Origin of the sequence: Mangrovicoccus ximenensis (assembly GCF_003056725.1) — a bacterium.
In the GTDB taxonomy this organism is placed as follows: domain Bacteria; phylum Pseudomonadota; class Alphaproteobacteria; order Rhodobacterales; family Rhodobacteraceae; genus Mangrovicoccus; species Mangrovicoccus ximenensis.
In genome coordinates this window covers 130588-147116 of record NZ_QBKZ01000002.1, presented here as the reverse complement: position 1 = coordinate 147116, position 16529 = coordinate 130588, and the positions used below count along the sequence as shown (strand labels likewise).

Sequence of the window (16529 nt, the reverse complement as noted above, 5' to 3'; positions counted from 1 at the left end):
AACGGTCTGGCGATTCAGCGGAAGGAGGCGGTGACGTTGGTCGAGCTGCCGGTGGCAAGCGCTGCGCCGCTCGATTGCAGCACGCGCAGCTCCAGCACGTCGCCGCCGCCGACTTCGATCCAATCGGTGCTGCCGGAGAGGATCGAGGGCGCATTCGCGGCCGCGGGCACGGCGATGTTCAGATCCGTGCCGGGAATGCCGTTCTTCAGCACCTGAAGCCGCCGCAGCCCTGCGCCGCCTTCGGCGAAATCCACCGTCGCGCGCAGGCGGATGCGGGTGATCGCCCGGTTCTGCGGCACCACGATCTGCGTCGCCTCCGCCGCGCTCCAGGCGCTGTCGACATTCTCGTGGGCCGAGACCTTGGTCGTCCAGGCCAGGGTTTCCCAGCTGCCGTTGGCGAGGCCCTGTCCCGGCGCGTCCAGCGACAGCGACAGGCCGTAGGGTTCGCGCAGGTTCAGCGTCGCCTTTTCGGTCGCGGCGGTGTCGTCGACTTCGGCGGCGACGGTGCCCTGGAAGGCGCCCGGTTCATAGACCGCCTGGCCGGTGCCGGCGCCCTTCTGGAAATAGGTGGTCATGACGGCAAAGCTGGTGACCCGGTTCTTGCGGATCTCGATGCGCTCGGTGACGTAGCCCGGATCCGAGCTGGTATCGACCATCCGCACGCCGACGCGGCGGGTGTCGCCGGCCTCGTGATGCATGTTGTGGTCGATGTTGAAGTCGATGCAGTGGTCCAGGTAGATATCTGCCGGCGGCGGCCAGGAGGTGTTGGTGTTCGTCTTCTGGAAGAAGGCGTTGCGGTGGATCTGGCCGAGCCGCGATCCCTTGATCTTCAGCCCGTGGTCGCGGAAGTCGAAGAAGCAGTCGCTGATCACCAGCTCCGGCTCTGCGCCGGTGCGGAACCACTCGATCGCGACCTTGCAGGTCGGGCAGCGGACATTGTGGAACAGGGCGCGCTCTGCCTCGATCGTGCCGGGCTCCTGCGCGCCGTCGGGATGGCCGCGGCAGATCACCGGCCGGGCGACGAAATAGAACTGGATGTCGCGGATGATCGGGGCATAGGCGCCGTCGATCACCAGCCCGTCCTCCATCCGCCACAGGATCGAGCTGTCGGTCCAGTCGTTCATCTGCTTGACGTTGCCGACCAGCGGACCCGAGATGTGGCAGTTCTCGAACAGCATCCGCCAGGCGCCGGTGAAGTCGAACCCCTTGGTGAAATGGTCGTCATAGGGGAAGCCTGCGCTGAGATGCGCGTCATAGCCCTGTACTAGGAGGTCGCGCACCACCAGCGAGCAGTTGCGCCGCGAGCCGCCGTTCAGCGGCAGCGTCGCGGTCAGGGGACGGCCGTCCACCCGCCCGTCGGCCAGGAGCGCGAATTTCTCGAAATGGAAATAGGGTGCGCGGTTGCCGCCGGTGAAGATCGGCCCGTGCGACACGCTGGAGCCGTCGACGACGATCCGGCTGACTTCGGTGCCCATGCCGAGGATCGACAGGCTGATATTGTCCGCAGGCAGGTTGATGGTCTCGTCGACCGGGCTTTCCAGCGAGAAGATGCCGGGCGGAATCACCAGCGCGCCGCCGCCCTTCTCCTTGGCGTAGTCGACGAAATTCCGCATCGCCGGTCCGATATCCGAGCCGCGGTTGTCGAGGACCCGGCCGAAATGCCTCAGGTCTACGGTCTGGGCCAGCTCGAACCACTGGCCGTTGTTCGACTGCACGCGCATCGGGTGGGCGGGCTGGTTGAGCGCCGGGACATAGAGATAGGGCGAGGCCATGCTGCCGGCCTCATGCGCGGCAACTTCCACCGCCGGGACCGACTCGCTGACATTCACCGTCGCGATGTCCGCCGCCGTCAGCGGCCCGACCTCCAGCGCCGGAAGGTTCTGCTTCGGCCCTGGTGCCGCGCCGATTTCGGCTTCGAATTCGGAAGGGGTAATCGTCTGGGTCATGTCGGCTCCACCGGTTCCTGCATGGCCGGAGAAGCTAGACAGCGGGGCTGAGCAAAGCCTGAGCGGCGCGCCCGCGCCGTTCAGACGCCGTTAACGGGGCTCAGAGCGACAGGGTCCGTTCGCGCAGCCAGGCGACGAAGCCGCGCGGATCGCTCGACCAGCTGCGGCTTTCCTCGGGCGGGATCGGGGTGCCGACGACCGGCGCCTGCGGCTTGTTCAGCGCGGCGACGACCTCGTGGATCAGCAGGCCCTGGCGCAGGGTCGGCGAAATCTGGTTGGCGATCTGGTACCAGCGGCTGTTCTGGCCGGGGAAGCGGACCGGCAGCACCGTGGCGCCGCTGCGCTGGATCATCTTGGCGGTGAACGGGTTCCAGGCGGCTTCGAGCGCCGGGCCGAACCAGGTTTGCGAGGCCGCGACGACGCCCGACGGGAACAGCACGATCGCGCCGCCCTGGCCGAGATGCTCCATCGCCCTGCGGCGCATCTCCAGGTTCTGCTGCAGCGCGTCGGATTCATGCGGGAACGGGACAGGCAGCATGAAGCGCTTGATCTCGTCTACCCCGGTCAGCAGCGAGCGGGTCAGGATCTTGTAGTCCTGCCGGACGCGGCCGATCAGCTCGCCGAGCACCATGCCGTCGACCAGCCCGTGCGGATGGTTGGCGACGACGATCAGCGGCCCGGTGCGCGGGATGCGCTCGATCTGGTCGTGGGGGGTGTGCAGGGCGATGCCCATGATGTCGAGCGCGCGCCGCCAGAAGGCCTGGCCCTCGGGCACGCCCGAGCGCTCGAATTCCCGAATCAGCCGCAGCAGGGTCAGCTTGCCGGTCATCCACTCCATGCTGCGGATGGCCTGGGCCTTCAGGGGGCTGTCGAAGGTCGTCGCATAGGACAGTTTCCGCTTGTCGTACGGAACATAATCCGGCCCCTCGGCCGCAGCGTCCTGATAACTCTCAACCACTTCCTGTCCATCCATCCTGTCGGTCCGGCTCTCCGGGCAGCCGGAGGATCAGAAGTCTTCCCCGAACCGGTTGGCGACCAGATCTTCCACGGCCTGGGCCAGCTTTGCAGCTTCCGGTCCGCAGGTCTCGACCTCAATAGTGGTTCCCTTGGAAGCTGCCAACATCAAAAGCCCCATGATGCTGTCACCCGAGGCGCTGAGTCCCTCGCGGGACACAGTTGCCCGTGCATCATGGTTTTCGACTACCTCGGCAAGCTTGGCCGAGGCGCGGGCATGCAGGCCCTTTTCGTTAATGATTTCGAGGGTCCGCCGTGTTTGTTGCGGCATGGGGGTGATCGTCAAGCGGAGCTCCGTCAAAGCTGTTGATGTATTTCTTGCCGGCGGCGAGCGAGGATTCAACCGCCAGGGCAATCGGCTGGCCGCGCAGCTTCGCCAGCTTGATCAGCATGGGAAGGTTGGCGCCGGCCATGATCTTGCGCTTTTCCTGGACGCAGGCGGGCAGGGACAGGTTCGAGGGCGAGCCGCCGAACATGTCGGTCACGACCACGACCCCGTCGCCCTGGTCGACCGCGTCGGCGGCGGCCATGATCTCGGCTTTCTTCAAGTCGCGGTTGTCGTCGGCAGCGATGGCAATCGGCACGATGCCCGTCTGGGGGCCAAGGATATGCTCCAGCGCCGAGAGATACTCCCGTGCCAGACCCCCATGCGCGACAATAACGATGCCAATCAAGCTGCGTCACCCGGTTCTTGCCGCAGCGGCGACCATGCCGCGCCGCTCCAGCTCATGATGTCGAATAGACACGCCCCAGCCCTTGGCTGCAAGCGCGGCCGCCAATTTTTCTGCCAGCGCCACCGAACGGTGCTGCCCGCCGGTGCAGCCGAAGCCGAGCGACAGATGCGACTTTCCCTCTTCCAGATAGGCAGGAAGCAGGAATTCCGCCAGATCTGCAACCTTGCCGAAGAAGGAGTCGAAGCGCGGATCCTGCGAAATGTAGGCTGCCACCTCCGCGGACCGGCCGTCGAGTGACCGCAGCGGCGCCGACCAGTAGGGATTGCGCAGGAAGCGGACGTCGAAAACCATGTCGATGCCGCGCGGCAGGCCGCGCTTGTAGCTGAAGGAATGCACCGACAGGGCCAGCCGCTGCGCGCTCGATCCGCCGAACCAGCTGTCGAGCTCGGCGCGCAGGTCATGCGGGGTCAGGTCGGAAGTGTCGATCAGGAAATCGGCCCGCGCCCGGATCGGCCGCATCAGGTCCAGTTCGCGTTCCACGCCTTCGGCGGCGGTTTCGGCCGGGGCCAGCGGGTGGCGGCGGCGGGTCTCGGAGTAGCGGCGCACCAGAATGTCGGCGCGGGCGTCGAGATAGATCAGCTCCAGATCGACATCCGGATCGCGGGTCAGCGTCTCGATCATCTCGATCAGCGCGGCAACGCTGAAATCGCGGTTGCGCACGTCGAGGCCCAGCACCAGCGGCGGTCCAAGGGGCGCGCCCTCGATCAGCGCGGGAACAAGGCTGAGCGGCAGGTTGTCGATGGTTTCGCAGCCCATGTCCTCGAGCGCGCGGATCGCGGTCGAGCGGCCGGCGCCGGAGGGCCCGGTGACCAGGATCACCCGGTGATGTCCGGCCGGTTCCGCATCTGCTGGGCGTGACGTCATTCCTGCAATCTTCCCTGACCTCTGACATATTGCAGAATCCCTGCAGGAAAATGCACGGACTCGATCTTTTTTAACATCGGAAGGGCGTGGTCGAGCAGGCGGATATGCGCGGGTTCGGGCAGGCGTTGCGTTTCGGTGACAGACATGTCGACCACAAGGACAACCGGAGCGGGATCTGCCAGTCGGGCGCGTATCAGCCCGATGCCGCGGCATTCGATGGCATGGGGCAGGCTGGGCGGGGCGGACGCGGTCACCCTGCCGTCCGCGATGCGCAGCAGCGTCACGTCATCGGCGACAAGCTCGGCGCCGAAGGCCATCAGCTGCAGCGCAAGCGCCGACTTGCCGCTGCCAGAAGGCCCCTGGATCAGCACCGCGCGTCCGTCGATGGCGACGGTCGAGGCATGCCGGGTCTCGTGGCGGTCAGGCGCGCTTGGGGGCATCCGGTCCTTGCGTGAGTTTCAGGCGGTAGCGGCGGCAGGCGTCGCGGCCGCCGGAGCCGGACCCTGCCATGTCGGGCCAGTGTCCGCCGGGGCGCATGGGCCAGTGCATCGCGCCGCGCGCCGGCCGTGCCCGCCGCCTCGCCCCCGACCAGCCGTTCGAAGAACCCCGTGACCGGCGCGAAGGCGCTGTTCTGCGACAGCGCCGAGCAGCTCAGCCAGCGCAGGTCGACATCGTTTCCGGAGAGACGCCCGGTGACCTCGCGCAGCAGCGTGGTCTTGCCGAGCCCCGCCTCGCCGGTCACCACCGCCATGCGCGGACGGGCATCGCTTGCCTCGGACCAGAGGCCGAGCAGCCGGTCCGCTTCGTCCGAACGCCCGAGGGCCTCGACATGCAGGCTGCGGCCGTCGCGCCCGGAGGAGGCACGGCCGAGCAGCCGGGACACGCTGCCCGCATCGTCGAACCCGGCGAGGGTCACGTCATCGCGGCTTTCGAATTCGAACTGCCCGGCGGCCAGAGCTCGGGTGGCGGCATCGACCATAACGCCGCCGGGCGGCGCCACCGATTGCAGCCGCGCGGAGCGGTGCATGACCTTGCCGACCATGTGCAGGCGTTCGTTGCCGGTGTGCTCTTCGGGGCGGCCGATCACCGCCTCGCCGGTTGCCACGCCGACGCGGAACCCGACCTGGATACGCTGCCCGGAGGGCAGCTGGAACTCGCGCTCCGACAGCTCCGCCTGCAGCGCAAGCGCGGCGCCGAGACCGCGCTCGGCATCGCCGAGACGTGTTCTGGGATAGCCGAAGAGCATGATCACCCCGTCACCATGCAGCGAGGCCAGATAGCCGCCGAAGCGCCGGGCCACGGCGCCTGCCGCGAGGTAGAAGGACTGGAAAACCGCATGCAGGTCATCCGGGGACAGGGTTTCCGTCAGCCGGGTCGACCCCACCATGTCAGTGAAGATCACCGTAAGCCGCCGCATCTCCAGCCCGTCCGGAAGGGTCTCCGGTCCCACGGTCATCGTGCCGCGCAGGGCGTCGATTGCCGCCCGCAACCGCTTCCGCTGGCCGAGGGTCAGGCCCAGTTCGCGCAGGTCGGCATCGCTCAGCGTCCAGAACAGGTCGTCATCGATGTGCTCCGCACGGAAGCTTTCCTCGAAAGCGGCGAGACCGGCTCGCTCGAGTACGGTCAGCATGGAAGGATGCTGCATCGTGTGTGTCCCCTGTGCCCGGCCGGTGCCCGGGCCAATTGCCGATCCGACGGTTCCTTCTTGTTCCCCGCGCGGAAGCTATCCCAATCAAAGCGTTGCTGTCCACTCGCAAGAACCGTCCTTGACTTGCACTTTCAGCATGCATGGGACGACTGTCCGTGCGTTCGCGACAGGACCATCGTGCGCAGCATCCGGCTGCCGAGAGCTGGGTTCCGTCCCTCCTCCTGTTGCAGCAGCTTGCGGAGATAGGCGGGCGGGTTCCTCAGATCGGCTTGCCGTTCGTAGAGCACCATCACCAGCAGGGCGGCTTCGGCGAAGCAGAGACGGTCGATGGTGCTCCGCCAGAGCTCTGCGGTGATCCCGAGACTGCGGACCAGATGGTCGACGAGATCGCGCAAGGGGGCTGCAAGGTGGCGCCCGACATTGGCGACACGGGGCAAGGCGGCCTCTACCATCTCGGGGCTGAGGGACGGGGATGGCGCGCAGTTCGAAGCGTCCGTTTCGACGCCTCAGATAATTCCGAAGATGCGAAGCGATCAGAAGGATTTTGTCTGGGATATTTGTGGCAGCCATTTTGAGGGGCAGTGCCTCCCGGATGTCCTGTCGCGGGCATTTCGGTCCGGACGGCTCCCTGTTCGTGGCGGACGTCTTGCGCTTCTGGCTCGGGCAGAAAAGTTGCCAGCCGGGCCAGAAGCGCGCAGAGGTCTCCGGCGACAGGCTTGCGGCGCAGGACACGACGAGCCTCGGCGAGCAGGTCCCCTGCCGCGTCGGTTGCCTCGATTTGGCGCAGCATGAGGCTGCAGCGCTCGCGCAGGCGGCGGCAGGTTTCGGCCTCCAGTTCGGCCGCCTCGGCGAGCCCGGCGATCTCGGGCATCCGCGCCAGCAGCGGCGCCAAGTCGAGCCCGTAGGCTGTGCGGCTGCCATCGGGGGCCTGGCGCATGTAGCGCTTGCCGTTCGGGCTCGACTTCCGCGCCAGCAGCCGCAGGGCGACCAGTTCGGAAATCAGCCGCGTGACGGTCTTGTCGCCGTCGCGGTTGGTCATCTCTGCCAGCCGGGCATTGGACACATGGACGATCAGCTCGCAATCGGGCCCGGTTGCCAGCAGGTCGCCGGGCACGCAGGCCATGATCTTCTCGAGCAGGTCGAGGCGGCTGCGGTTCAGACCGAGCGGACCGCGTGCCAGTCTCAGCGCAGGCAGGATCTGCCGCCATTTGTGCCATGTCTTTGCTGCGGGCACACCTGTCCCGTGAACAGGACGCACCTGGTGCTCCTGCCCCCTGCCCCGCCCTGCGGCGGGAAATGTCTGATGGATCATTTCTACTTCACGGCAGGCAAATTTTCCCCGTTCACCGAGTCGGTGCTCTTGACGGCAGACCTGTCGGGGTCTAGCGTGAAGCTGCGAAACTTATCTCTAGGCCCATCGGATCTCGGTTCGGTGGGTTCTTTTTTTGTCCTGCTTCCGTGCCTCCTTGCCTGTTTGAAACCTAGCCTCTGGTCAGTCGCCTGTGCGGCCGCCGGTCTTCTGCCAGCGGTCCAGCTCTTCCCGGATCAGGTCCTCGATGCGCGAGGACAGGTGATCCGCAAAGCTCTTCTGCGCGTCGGTCTTGGCTGGAACCGAGACCGAGATCGCGCCTTTCGCGGTCTTGACGGTGGCAAAGACCTTGCGGTCCTTCCCTTCGCCCAGACCGATCTGCATCTTGCTGTCTCCGGCACTTGGGGCCGGCTTTTCCGGGGCCACCTTCGCGGCCGGCGCCAGTGCCTCGAAGGCGATGCCGAAGCGGGCATCGCTGTCGGCAGCCTCGCGGCGCGGCGCGGTCAGCGCGGCTTCGATCCGCTCGAACGCAGTCTCGCAGCCCTCATAGGCCGACACGAAGGCCAGCCAGCGGTCGCGGCCGATGCCGGGTGCCGGGCCGATCAGCCGCGCGAGGCTGTCCGGCAGCGTCTTGCCGAGCTTCGCGTAGTTCGAGGCCCGGGCCTTGTCGATGGCGAGCGCGTCGATGGCGACCGCTCGGGGAAAGCCCTCGGCCTCGATGGCGATGAGGAAGCGTGCCCGTTCCAGGAAGCTCAGATCCTTGCGGACCGAATTCTCCTGGCCCTGGATGATCACCGCGTCTTCGTCGGTGATGTCGTCGCGGATGATCGCCTTGACCTTCTGGCCGAGGCTGCGGATCGCGCGCACCCGGCGGCGGCCGTAGATGATGCGGAACCGTCCCGGATGTTCGGGATCGGGACGCAGCAGCACCGGCGTGGTCTGGCCGGTGCGCGAAATCGACTCGCGCAGCGCCGCCTCCGCCGCCTCGTCGAGCTCGTCCATCCGGTCGGCAGGGCCGCCGCGTTCGATCAGCTCGGGGTCGATTTCCTGGATGTACCGTGCATTCGGCTTCTGCAGATGCTCGGCCGCATAGCGGTTCAGGCCGAAGGGCGCAGGCTTGCGCGAGCCCTTGGCAACCGGGTTGCCAGCTGGCAACCGGCCGGACTCCCCGGCTGCGGCCTCGCCGGAGAACACTTCGGACAGACGGTCCTTACGCGCCATGGGTCATCTCCAGAGCTTCGCGGCCCCAGACGCGCCGCAATTCGTTTTCGACGGTGCGCACCACCAGTTCGACGCTGGCAAAGGCACGGTCATAGGTCTGGCGGTGGAAATCTCCGCGGGCAACCTCGTAGATCGACTGCTTGGTCATCGAGGCGTCGCCGACGGCGGTGGATTTCACGAACGGGTGCAGCAGCACGTCCTCGCCCAGTTTCGAGCGCAGGAAGGCGGCCATCTGCTGGCTCGGCCCGTCATTCGGTTCGAACCGCGTCAGCAGGAATTTCTCGAAATCCCAGCGCAGCGGTTCGCCGCCCATCGCGACGCTTTCGAGAAGCCCCGCCGCCATGGTCAGGAACTGCTCCATCGAAGCGATGTCGAGCATGGCCGGGATTACCGTGATGATGATGCCTGTGGCCGCGCAGAGCGCCGACAGCGTGATGAAGCCGAGCTGCGGCGGGCAGTCGATCAGCACCACGTCGTACTTGTCCTCGACCGCGCCGAGCTGCATCCGCAGCCGCTGGTCGAACTTGATGTCGGTGCCGTCCGGGTTGCCGTTGATCAGCGCCATTGGCGTCTCGTGCTCGAACTCTGCGAGCTGCAGCGAGGCGGGGATCATGTCGACGCTGCTGAAATGCGTCTTCTGGATCGCTTCCTCGATATGCACGGCGCCGTCATAGCGAACCACGTCATAGAGCGTCGCCACGCTGTCGTCGAAGATCGTCGGCGCGAAACCGAACAGCGAAGTCAGCGATCCCTGCGGATCGGCATCGATGCAGAGCACGCGGTAGCCCTGCATGCCGAGCCCGTGCGCCAAATGCGCCGTGGTCGAGGTCTTGGCGGAGCCGCCCTTGAAGTTCGACACGGCGATGACCTGCATCTTGTCGCCGTCACGGCGGCCCTTCAGGTAGGTGCCGGGGGTTTTGGCGTTTTTCTCCAGATAGGCCCGGATGCGCTGGATCTCCGCCTCGGAATAGACCCTGCGGTTCGCGACCCGTTCGGCGACGTCCTCGATGCGTTCCTCGGCATGGAGGCGGCGCAGGTGGCCCTGGGTGATGTTCAGGAAATAGGCGGCCTCTGCGGAGGTGAACCGCCGCAGCGCCTTGCCGGATTCGGGCGCCCAGGAGGCGAGCTCCGCCCGCAGGAGCGCGGTGCGGATGATTCCGGCACGGCTTGCCAGTCGCTCATGCGCGACGCTATCTTGGGACTGGGTGTCCTTCATGCTCTGCCTGCCTCTGTTAGAGCGCTTTTTTGGTTTTTTATCGCGTTTTGCGTTACGTTCGGCGTTACCCTGTGACAGAATCTCCGTCGCTGTCAACAATCTATGGAAAAGACTGTGTTTTCTCGGTGTCACCGGCTTTGTGCAGCGGCTGGCAACAGGCGGTTGCCAGCTGGCAACCGGCTTGAAAGGGACGGTTTGCCAGCTCGTGGTCCGGGTTCGCCGATGAGGAACGAGCAGGCAGGGTCACGCGATGCAGATAGGCTTCCCTGATGTTCCGTGGGCTCCATGGCGCCGATCCACGCCTCGCATGTCCCGCTGGATGCAGCCATTGGCTGCTGTGCCTGCGCATGTCCTGCACTCGCGCCGAGGCAATCGTCTTTGTGGGGCCTTCTGCCCGCGGCGCAACGGCATCGGCGAGAATGCCGCGAGGCGGCCGTTGGGGCGGTCTAGGTGCTGGTCTTGCCGACATGAGTGTCCGGGACGGCGCCAATTTGAGAGAGGCGTCTTCAGGGCGAGACCATCCGTGCTCGGCCGAGTTGACCGCACGGCGGGTGGACCGCTCCCTGACGGGAGAACCACGATCCGCGACAAGGTCGCCTAAACTTGGAGCGCTGCCTATCAAGGGGGTAATGTAATGGTAGCGCCTGCGCCGATGCGGGAGCGGCAATGCCGGGCCAGGATTGCACGGCATCATCGGACAAACCGGGCCGGACAGGGAACCTGCCTCGATGTTCCGGGAAGCGGGACTTCCGAACTGACTCGGATGCCGCAACTGGCGAGACTGGCTGCGGGCAGACTTCGATGCCAGTCCGGAGATTTAGCTGCGCCCGCGGTCATACAGGTTCCGGAGCGGTCCGGATCGTCTGGGCGGACCTGGACGCAGGACCGGATCGCTTGGCGCCTGAGACCCGGAAGTGCGGCGGGGGGCTGATCGAGCAAGCGGCGCCGCATCGGGGAGGCAGGCATTCCGCCGGAGCGCGTCTGTCGGGCCTGATCTTGGGGCAGGCGGGCTTGATGTGAAAACCGGATGCCGCAGCCTGTCCCTCTGCTGCCTGGGCCAGCAGAAGCAGACGACGCCACCTACGGACGACGGTGGCGGCCTCGGCGTTTGCGGCGATCAAAGCGTTCTGAACTGGGTGCTTGCAGAGCGATGTCCGCGAGCTGCAGTCGGCTGACGGGATCCTGCTTGAAAAGCGTCTAGGGCCGACCCGGGCTGCGATTGGCGCGGATATTGACCACGCTCCGTGACTTTCCGTCACGAGGATGCGGCTTCGCGTTGAAGATGTTTGATCGTGCTGCATGGAACCGGCCTGCCTTGATGCCTTGATGCCTTGATGCCTTGATGCCTTGCTGAAGCGGCGCAGGGTTTGGCCAAGAGGGAACCGTCAGCTTGAGCCCGATGGTCTGCGCCGGTCTGCGGGATAAGGCGACGCAAAGCCACAGGCGGGCTCGGATGGCCGGCGCCTTCTTCGAGTGGCATGTGGCCTCCGCAACGAAGGGCGATCCGTTCTGCACGCGATGTTCGTGACCCAATCCGGCGGGGAGGCGTGTCCGGACAGTCTGGCTTCAGCGGCAGAGCGGACGTCGCGATTTAGGGCGGTGCCCGGAGTCCTGATCCATGACTCATTGCTAGGGTGCAATTGCGTGAGTGTGCGGGACCGGGGTCCGGGGCGCTCGTCCGGATCCGTCCCTGCCGTGCTTTCCGGGGGAGGGTGAACCACCGGGCTTGGCGACAGAGCAGACCTGCGCCCGGGCGGCCTTGGAGTTCCTCCGGCCTGTGCCGAACGGGGGAGGGGACTCATATCTGGTGTGCTGTGGCCGGAGGCGATGGCCCGCTGGCCGCGTGTCCTGCGCAGGCTTCGGAGCAGTCTGGTTCGGTCGTGCAATCGGGCGCGTCCAGCCCGAGCCGGGTTCGGGACCTGGATCTGCGCTGTTGGCGAGAGCTGCGTTCTTCCTCGTCCAAGGCACCAAGTCGATCGGTCCGATGTGCCGCTCCGAGAGATGGCGTTCGTCGGACGTGTCGAACGGGATGTCATCTATCGATTTGAGTTCCTCAGAGCGAGGGTGGACGAAGCATGAGAGGCATTGGGCAAGGCAGGTCTGATCACCGGGAAGCTGCCTTCCCGGTCAGCCTGACACCTTCGTCCGGCTGCGGCGGAGCAGACAGTGCCTGACGGGTACTCGAGGGTGAGCATGGTCTGCGGAATCAGGGAAAGGGTCTCCGGCCAACCTTGAAGGCAGATTGAGCAACAGACACCGGGTCCCGTGATCCGCGCAGTGGGAATGCAGATGGTCATCAAGGCGAAGTCGATGCGGGTCTCGGCCGACAGGCAGACGGACGAAAGTGATGGGGCTAGGCTGTGCGCTTGTCCTGCTGTGGAGGTGGCTGGCGCCAGGTGGCTGCCGTCGGCTGCGAAGCGGGGCGGGAACTGTCTTGGGACCCGCCCCTCCGGAGAGGCGACCACGGGAGCTGTTGTCCGGAATCAGGGAGTGCGATACTGCGCAGGCAGCGGTCACCGGCGGCGGCAAGAGAGTCATGCCGGTTGCCAGCTGGCAACCGGGTCTGTGTTCCCGTGTGGCAATGGTAATTTGCCAACGATTGGGCTGACTGCGCCTGCCGCTTTTCGATTATCGGACACGTCTACCGCCGTCAGGAAGCGGCGGTAAAGTCACCAAATGTGAAGATAACCGCCGCGGATGCGAGCGGAGAGATTGTCCGAGCGCTATCCCCGCCATTCCTTCAGGCGGTGGAGCCGGGCGTTGCCTGTTTCGTGCTCCGTGGCAAAGGCTGCCGGTCCAGCAGGTCATGCCCGGCACTTGCCAACCCGAGCAGGTCCGGGGGCAGGGTTTCCCCGGACTTGTCCAGCTCGACCGCCAGCGTCACGATGCGCCGTCCCCAGATTGCCGCCCAGCGGCGGTGCCCGAGCGGCTCGGCGCGGGCCGACAGCAGTGCCAGATCGCGGTCGAGACGTGTTCTGGTGCGGGCGGCGAGGTGCCGTCCCGGACGCGGGAGCGCCATGTAGCAGCCGACCATCGCCAAGGTTCCGGCGGCCATGCTGAGACCGGAGGCCAGAACGGCCGGCATCGGTGCGGCGGCCGCTCCAGCCTGGCTCGACAGCATGAAGCACATGTTGGCATCCAGCGCATAGGGGGCGCTGCGGGGATGTGCGCGGGCGAGGGCGCCGATCGCGATGAAGGGCAGGATCGTGAGCACGAGATCGCTCCAGCCGCCGATATGCGGCTGCACGCCGATGCGGTACGCCATGCCCGCGATCACCCCCAGAACCACGCCGGTGCCGAGCTTCGGCGCAATCACATGGGGCAGGGGCATCGAGCCGAGGACGAGGGCGAAGATGGCCATCGAGAAGGCGGTCAGTTCGGCGGAGAAGCTGCCGCTGAGGATGTACATGGCCGAGCCTGCGAGGCTGGCGCAGGCGGCCAGCAATGCGGCCCGGACGGCCAGAACCGGATTGCCGGGCGGAGAGAGCCGCAGCAGTTCGGTGCCGGAGGGCGAGACGCCCTGCAACCCGGCCGCGGCGGCGGCGAGCGCATCCCTGGCCGCAGCAAGGCGGGGCCGCCGATGCCGGTCCCCGAAGCCGTGCCGCCGCAGGAACCGGCGAAGAAGGGCGGGCTCTTCGCGCGCATGCTGGGCCGCGCCGACAGCAGCGGCGCGATGCGCCGCGCGCTCGACGACGACATGCTGGAGCAGATCGAGGACCTGCTGATCACCGCCGACATGGGGGTCGAGACCGCCGCGCGCGTGACCGCCAACATGGCCGAGGGCCGGATGGGCCAGCGGCTCTCCACTGCCGAGCTGAAGAAGATCATGGCCGAGGAGATCGCCCGCATCATGGAGCCGGTGGCGCGGCCGCTGCCGATCTATCCCAAGCGCCCGCAGGTGGTGCTGGTCGTCGGCGTCAACGGCTCGGGCAAGACCACGACCATCGGCAAGCTCGCCTCGCAGTTCCGCGCCTCCGGCAAGAAGGTGGTGATCGCGGCGGGCGACACGTTCCGCGCGGCGGCGGTCGAGCAGCTGCAGGTCTGGGGCGAGCGCGCCGGCGTGCCGGTGCTGACCGCGCCCGAGGGCTCCGACCCGGCGAGCCTGGCCTATGAGGCGATCGAGAAGGCGCATCGCGACGGTGCCGACCTCCTGCTGATCGACACGGCCGGGCGGCTGCAGAACCGCTCCGACCTGATGGAGGAGCTGGCCAAGATCGTCCGCGTCATCCGCAAGCGCGACGCGGAGGCGCCGCACAACACGCTTCTGGTGCTCGACGCGACGACGGGCCAGAACGCGGTGACCCAGGTCAAGGAATTCCAGCGTCTGGCGGATGTCTCGGGGCTGGTGATGACCAAGCTCGACGGGACCGCGAAGGGCGGCGTTCTGGTGGCGCTGGCCGACCGTTTCGGCCTGCCGATCCACGCCATCGGGGTGGGCGAGCAGATCGACGACCTCGCGCCCTTCGACCCGGAGGAATTCGCCGCCGCGCTGACCGGCCTGGAGGTCTGAGCCCCGGCGCCGGTGTCGCAGGGCGGCTCCTGCGTTGAGGTGATGGAGCAGAAGAGCTAACTTTGCGGCATTATTTCGTGGATTGCCGCCATGCGTTTGCTCCTCGCCTTTCTCCTGACCTGCCTTGGCACCGTTGCGGCGGCGCATGAGGTGGAACGGACACCGCTCTACGGCGACTGCACGGTTGCGCCGCTGGAAGAATGGAGCGCGGGCGAGCAGTGGGCTTGGCGGCGGATCTGCTCCGGTCTGGATGCTGACATGCTGGCATTCCATGGAGCGGACCCGGGCTGCATTCCCGACATTACCGAGGACGCGCAGCCCTTGGACGACAGCCAGTGCCTGCGCGCCGGATTCATCCGGACCATTGCCACGCGCTCGCCTTGGATCGAGGCGTCGGCGCGTCCGGAGATCCGCATTTCCAATGCTCTGGTCGAGGGAAGATTGGCATTCGAGCATGACGTAGTCCCGTCGGTTCTTTCTCTGGATTACAGTCATCTGCCGCAAGGGCTGTCGATGGCCGGCACGGAGTTTGGCCGGGACGTGAACCTTCGCAACAGCGTGGTCGGGGGGCTGGTAGTTGCCGCCGTTGGCCTAGACGTCAGCGGAGATTTGATGCTGACAGATGGACGCTTTCCGGGTTTCAGCCTGCTGGGGGCCAAGATCGGCGGGATTTTGAGCGGCTCGCGCTCCATTTTTTCGGGACTGTTCAACGCGGACGGGATGGAGGTGGCGGGCAGTCTTTTTCTGCGTGGCGGCGCGCGTTTTGACGACGGTGTCGTCCTGCGAGGCGCAAAGATCGTCGGGAATGTCGAGGCCGACGGCTCCAGCTTCGGCGGACTGTTCATCGCGGATGGGATGGAGGTCGCGGGCAGTCTTTTTCTGCGGGGCGGCGCGCGCTTTGACGACGGTGTCGACCTTCTAGGCGCAAAGATCGGCGGGAATGTCGAGGCCATCGGCTCCAGCTTCGGCGGATCGTTCAACGCGGATGGGATGGAGGTGGCGGGCAGCCTATTCCTTGGTAATGGCCTATTCCTAAGTAATGGCGCGCGCTTTGACGACAGTGTCCTCCTGCGTCGCGCAAAGATCGGCGGGAGTGTCGCGGCCAACGGCTCCAGCTTCGGCGGATCGTTCAACGCGTACGGGATGGATGCGGCGGGCAGCCTGTATCTGCGGGATGGGGCGAATTTCGCGGAGAATGTGGATTTGTTTGGCGCGCGCATCGGGCAATGGCTGCAATTGCAGGGCTCCATTTTCGGTGGGGAGGTCGGTCTGAATTCCGCCGAGATCGGGACGGAACTGACCCTGAGCAGGGGGCAAACCCATGCCATCTGGGAGGATCAGGGCGCGCTGATATTGCGGAACGCCCATGCCGGATCGCTGCAGGCCGTGATGCCGGTGCCGGGCATCGAGGATGCCCACCATTCCTGGCGTCTGAAAGCCGGGGAGGATGCGGATGGCCGTACCACTTACGCCGCCCTGCCAGTCGATCTGGCGAATTTCAGCTATGACCGGCTCGGCGGCGCTAGCGAGGAGGCTGAACACGACATTACCCGTATCCGGGCCGACCGGCTGATTGCGTGGGTCGAACAATCGGTGGCGCCGGGACATGAAGCGGGCGAAGGCTATGCGCCGCAGCCCTACATGCAGCTTGCGCGCACGCTGAGGAATGCCGGGGCGGAGGCGGCGGCGGACGAGGTCGATTTCGCGCGGCTGACGCACCGGATGGCGACGCGGGACGGCCTCGGTCCTTGGCTCGTGGACGGGGCGGCCCGGATATTCGTCGGATTCGGTGTCTATCCGCAGCGGGCGCTGTGGTGGTTTCTCGGACTCGTGATCGTGGGCTGGGCGGTGACGGGCTGGTCGCCGGATCTGCATGGGCGCGGCCCGTTCGAGCGGCTGTTCTATTCGCTGGAGAACGCGATGCCGCTGATCGAGCCGTCGCAGGGCTTCGAGAGCGTGACCCATGGCGATAACCGTGCCGTCGCGAATTTCTTCCACTTCCAGAAGATCGCTGGATTCCTGCTCGCCACTGTCCTAGTCGGTGCAGTGACCATTCTTGGAGGCTGA

At 66.2% G+C, this 16529-nt stretch carries 14 protein-coding genes; 2 read left to right on the top strand and 12 right to left on the bottom strand.

Annotation, left to right across the window (positions count from 1 at the left end; genetic code table 11):
- Positions 1-14: 14 nt before the first annotated feature.
- The 12 genes from C7T91_RS07085 to C7T91_RS07030 form a co-directional block, all read right to left on the bottom strand.
- Complete coding sequence (locus tag C7T91_RS07085; RefSeq protein WP_108258650.1) at positions 15-1946, bottom strand: hypothetical protein; 1932 nt, start codon at positions 1944-1946, stop codon at positions 15-17.
- 100 nt (positions 1947-2046) lie between these two features.
- Positions 2047-2904, bottom strand: a complete 858-nt coding sequence (locus C7T91_RS07080; RefSeq protein WP_236638077.1) for a lysophospholipid acyltransferase family protein — start codon at positions 2902-2904, stop codon at positions 2047-2049.
- A gap of 48 nt (positions 2905-2952) precedes the next feature.
- Positions 2953-3231, bottom strand: a complete 279-nt coding sequence (locus tag C7T91_RS07075; RefSeq protein ID WP_108258648.1) for an HPr family phosphocarrier protein — start codon at positions 3229-3231, stop codon at positions 2953-2955.
- Positions 3194-3634, bottom strand: coding sequence for a PTS sugar transporter subunit IIA (locus C7T91_RS07070; RefSeq protein ID WP_108258647.1), 441 nt, complete (start codon positions 3632-3634; stop codon positions 3194-3196). Before C7T91_RS07070 ends, C7T91_RS07075 begins: the two co-directional genes overlap by 38 nt.
- 6 nt (positions 3635-3640) lie before the next feature.
- On the bottom strand, positions 3641-4558 hold the full coding sequence (gene rapZ, locus C7T91_RS07065; protein WP_108258646.1) for an RNase adapter RapZ: 918 nt from the start codon (positions 4556-4558) through the stop codon (positions 3641-3643).
- Positions 4555-4929 carry an HPr kinase/phosphorylase gene (locus C7T91_RS07060; RefSeq protein ID WP_236638076.1) on the bottom strand — a complete coding sequence of 125 codons (375 nt, stop codon included), beginning with the start codon at positions 4927-4929 and terminating at the stop codon, positions 4555-4557. Before C7T91_RS07060 ends, rapZ begins: the two co-directional genes overlap by 4 nt.
- On the bottom strand, positions 4923-6188 hold the full coding sequence (locus C7T91_RS07055) for an adenylate/guanylate cyclase domain-containing protein (protein WP_161555780.1): 1266 nt from the start codon (positions 6186-6188) through the stop codon (positions 4923-4925). Before C7T91_RS07055 ends, C7T91_RS07060 begins: the two co-directional genes overlap by 7 nt.
- Before the next feature lie 149 nt (positions 6189-6337).
- On the bottom strand, positions 6338-6643 hold the full coding sequence (locus C7T91_RS07050; protein ID WP_236638075.1) for a hypothetical protein: 306 nt from the start codon (positions 6641-6643) through the stop codon (positions 6338-6340).
- Positions 6644-6651: 8 nt separating this feature from the next.
- Positions 6652-7440, bottom strand: a complete 789-nt coding sequence (locus C7T91_RS07045; RefSeq protein ID WP_161555779.1) for a helix-turn-helix domain-containing protein — start codon at positions 7438-7440, stop codon at positions 6652-6654.
- A gap of 258 nt (positions 7441-7698) precedes the next feature.
- On the bottom strand, positions 7699-8736 hold the full coding sequence (repB, locus tag C7T91_RS07040; RefSeq protein ID WP_108258642.1) for a plasmid partitioning protein RepB: 1038 nt from the start codon (positions 8734-8736) through the stop codon (positions 7699-7701).
- Positions 8726-9952: a plasmid partitioning protein RepA gene (gene repA, locus C7T91_RS07035; RefSeq protein ID WP_108258641.1), complete on the bottom strand. Its 1227-nt coding sequence runs from the start codon at positions 9950-9952 to the stop codon at positions 8726-8728. Before repA ends, repB begins: the two co-directional genes overlap by 11 nt.
- A gap of 2740 nt (positions 9953-12692) precedes the next feature.
- Positions 12693-13661: an FUSC family protein gene (locus C7T91_RS07030; RefSeq protein ID WP_236638104.1), complete on the bottom strand. Its 969-nt coding sequence runs from the start codon at positions 13659-13661 to the stop codon at positions 12693-12695.
- Here C7T91_RS07030 and ftsY point away from each other — a divergent pair.
- Positions 13551-14462 (top strand): signal recognition particle-docking protein FtsY, encoded by a 912-nt coding sequence (gene ftsY, locus C7T91_RS07025; protein WP_407943272.1) that lies wholly within the window; start codon positions 13551-13553, stop codon positions 14460-14462. The two genes, C7T91_RS07030 and ftsY, sit on opposite strands and share 111 nt — an antisense overlap.
- 90 nt (positions 14463-14552) lie before the next feature.
- Positions 14553-16529, top strand: coding sequence for a hypothetical protein (locus C7T91_RS07020; RefSeq protein WP_108258639.1), 1977 nt, complete (start codon positions 14553-14555; stop codon positions 16527-16529).

Excerpts from the sequence above, each read along its gene's own strand:
- C7T91_RS07085 (WP_108258650.1), bottom strand. The coding sequence starts at position 1,946 with ATGACCCAGACGATTACCCCTTCCGAATTCGAAGCCGAAATCGGCGCG.
- C7T91_RS07075 (WP_108258648.1), bottom strand. The coding sequence starts at position 3,231 with ATGCCGCAACAAACACGGCGGACCCTCGAAATCATTAACGAAAAGGGC.
- rapZ (WP_108258646.1), bottom strand. The coding sequence starts at position 4,558 with ATGACGTCACGCCCAGCAGATGCGGAACCGGCCGGACATCACCGGGTG.
- C7T91_RS07055 (WP_161555780.1), bottom strand. The coding sequence starts at position 6,188 with ATGCTGACCGTACTCGAGCGAGCCGGTCTCGCCGCTTTCGAGGAAAGC.
- repB (WP_108258642.1), bottom strand. The coding sequence starts at position 8,736 with ATGGCGCGTAAGGACCGTCTGTCCGAAGTGTTCTCCGGCGAGGCCGCA.
- repA (WP_108258641.1), bottom strand. The coding sequence starts at position 9,952 with ATGAAGGACACCCAGTCCCAAGATAGCGTCGCGCATGAGCGACTGGCA.
- C7T91_RS07020 (WP_108258639.1), top strand. The coding sequence starts at position 14,553 with ATGCGTTTGCTCCTCGCCTTTCTCCTGACCTGCCTTGGCACCGTTGCG.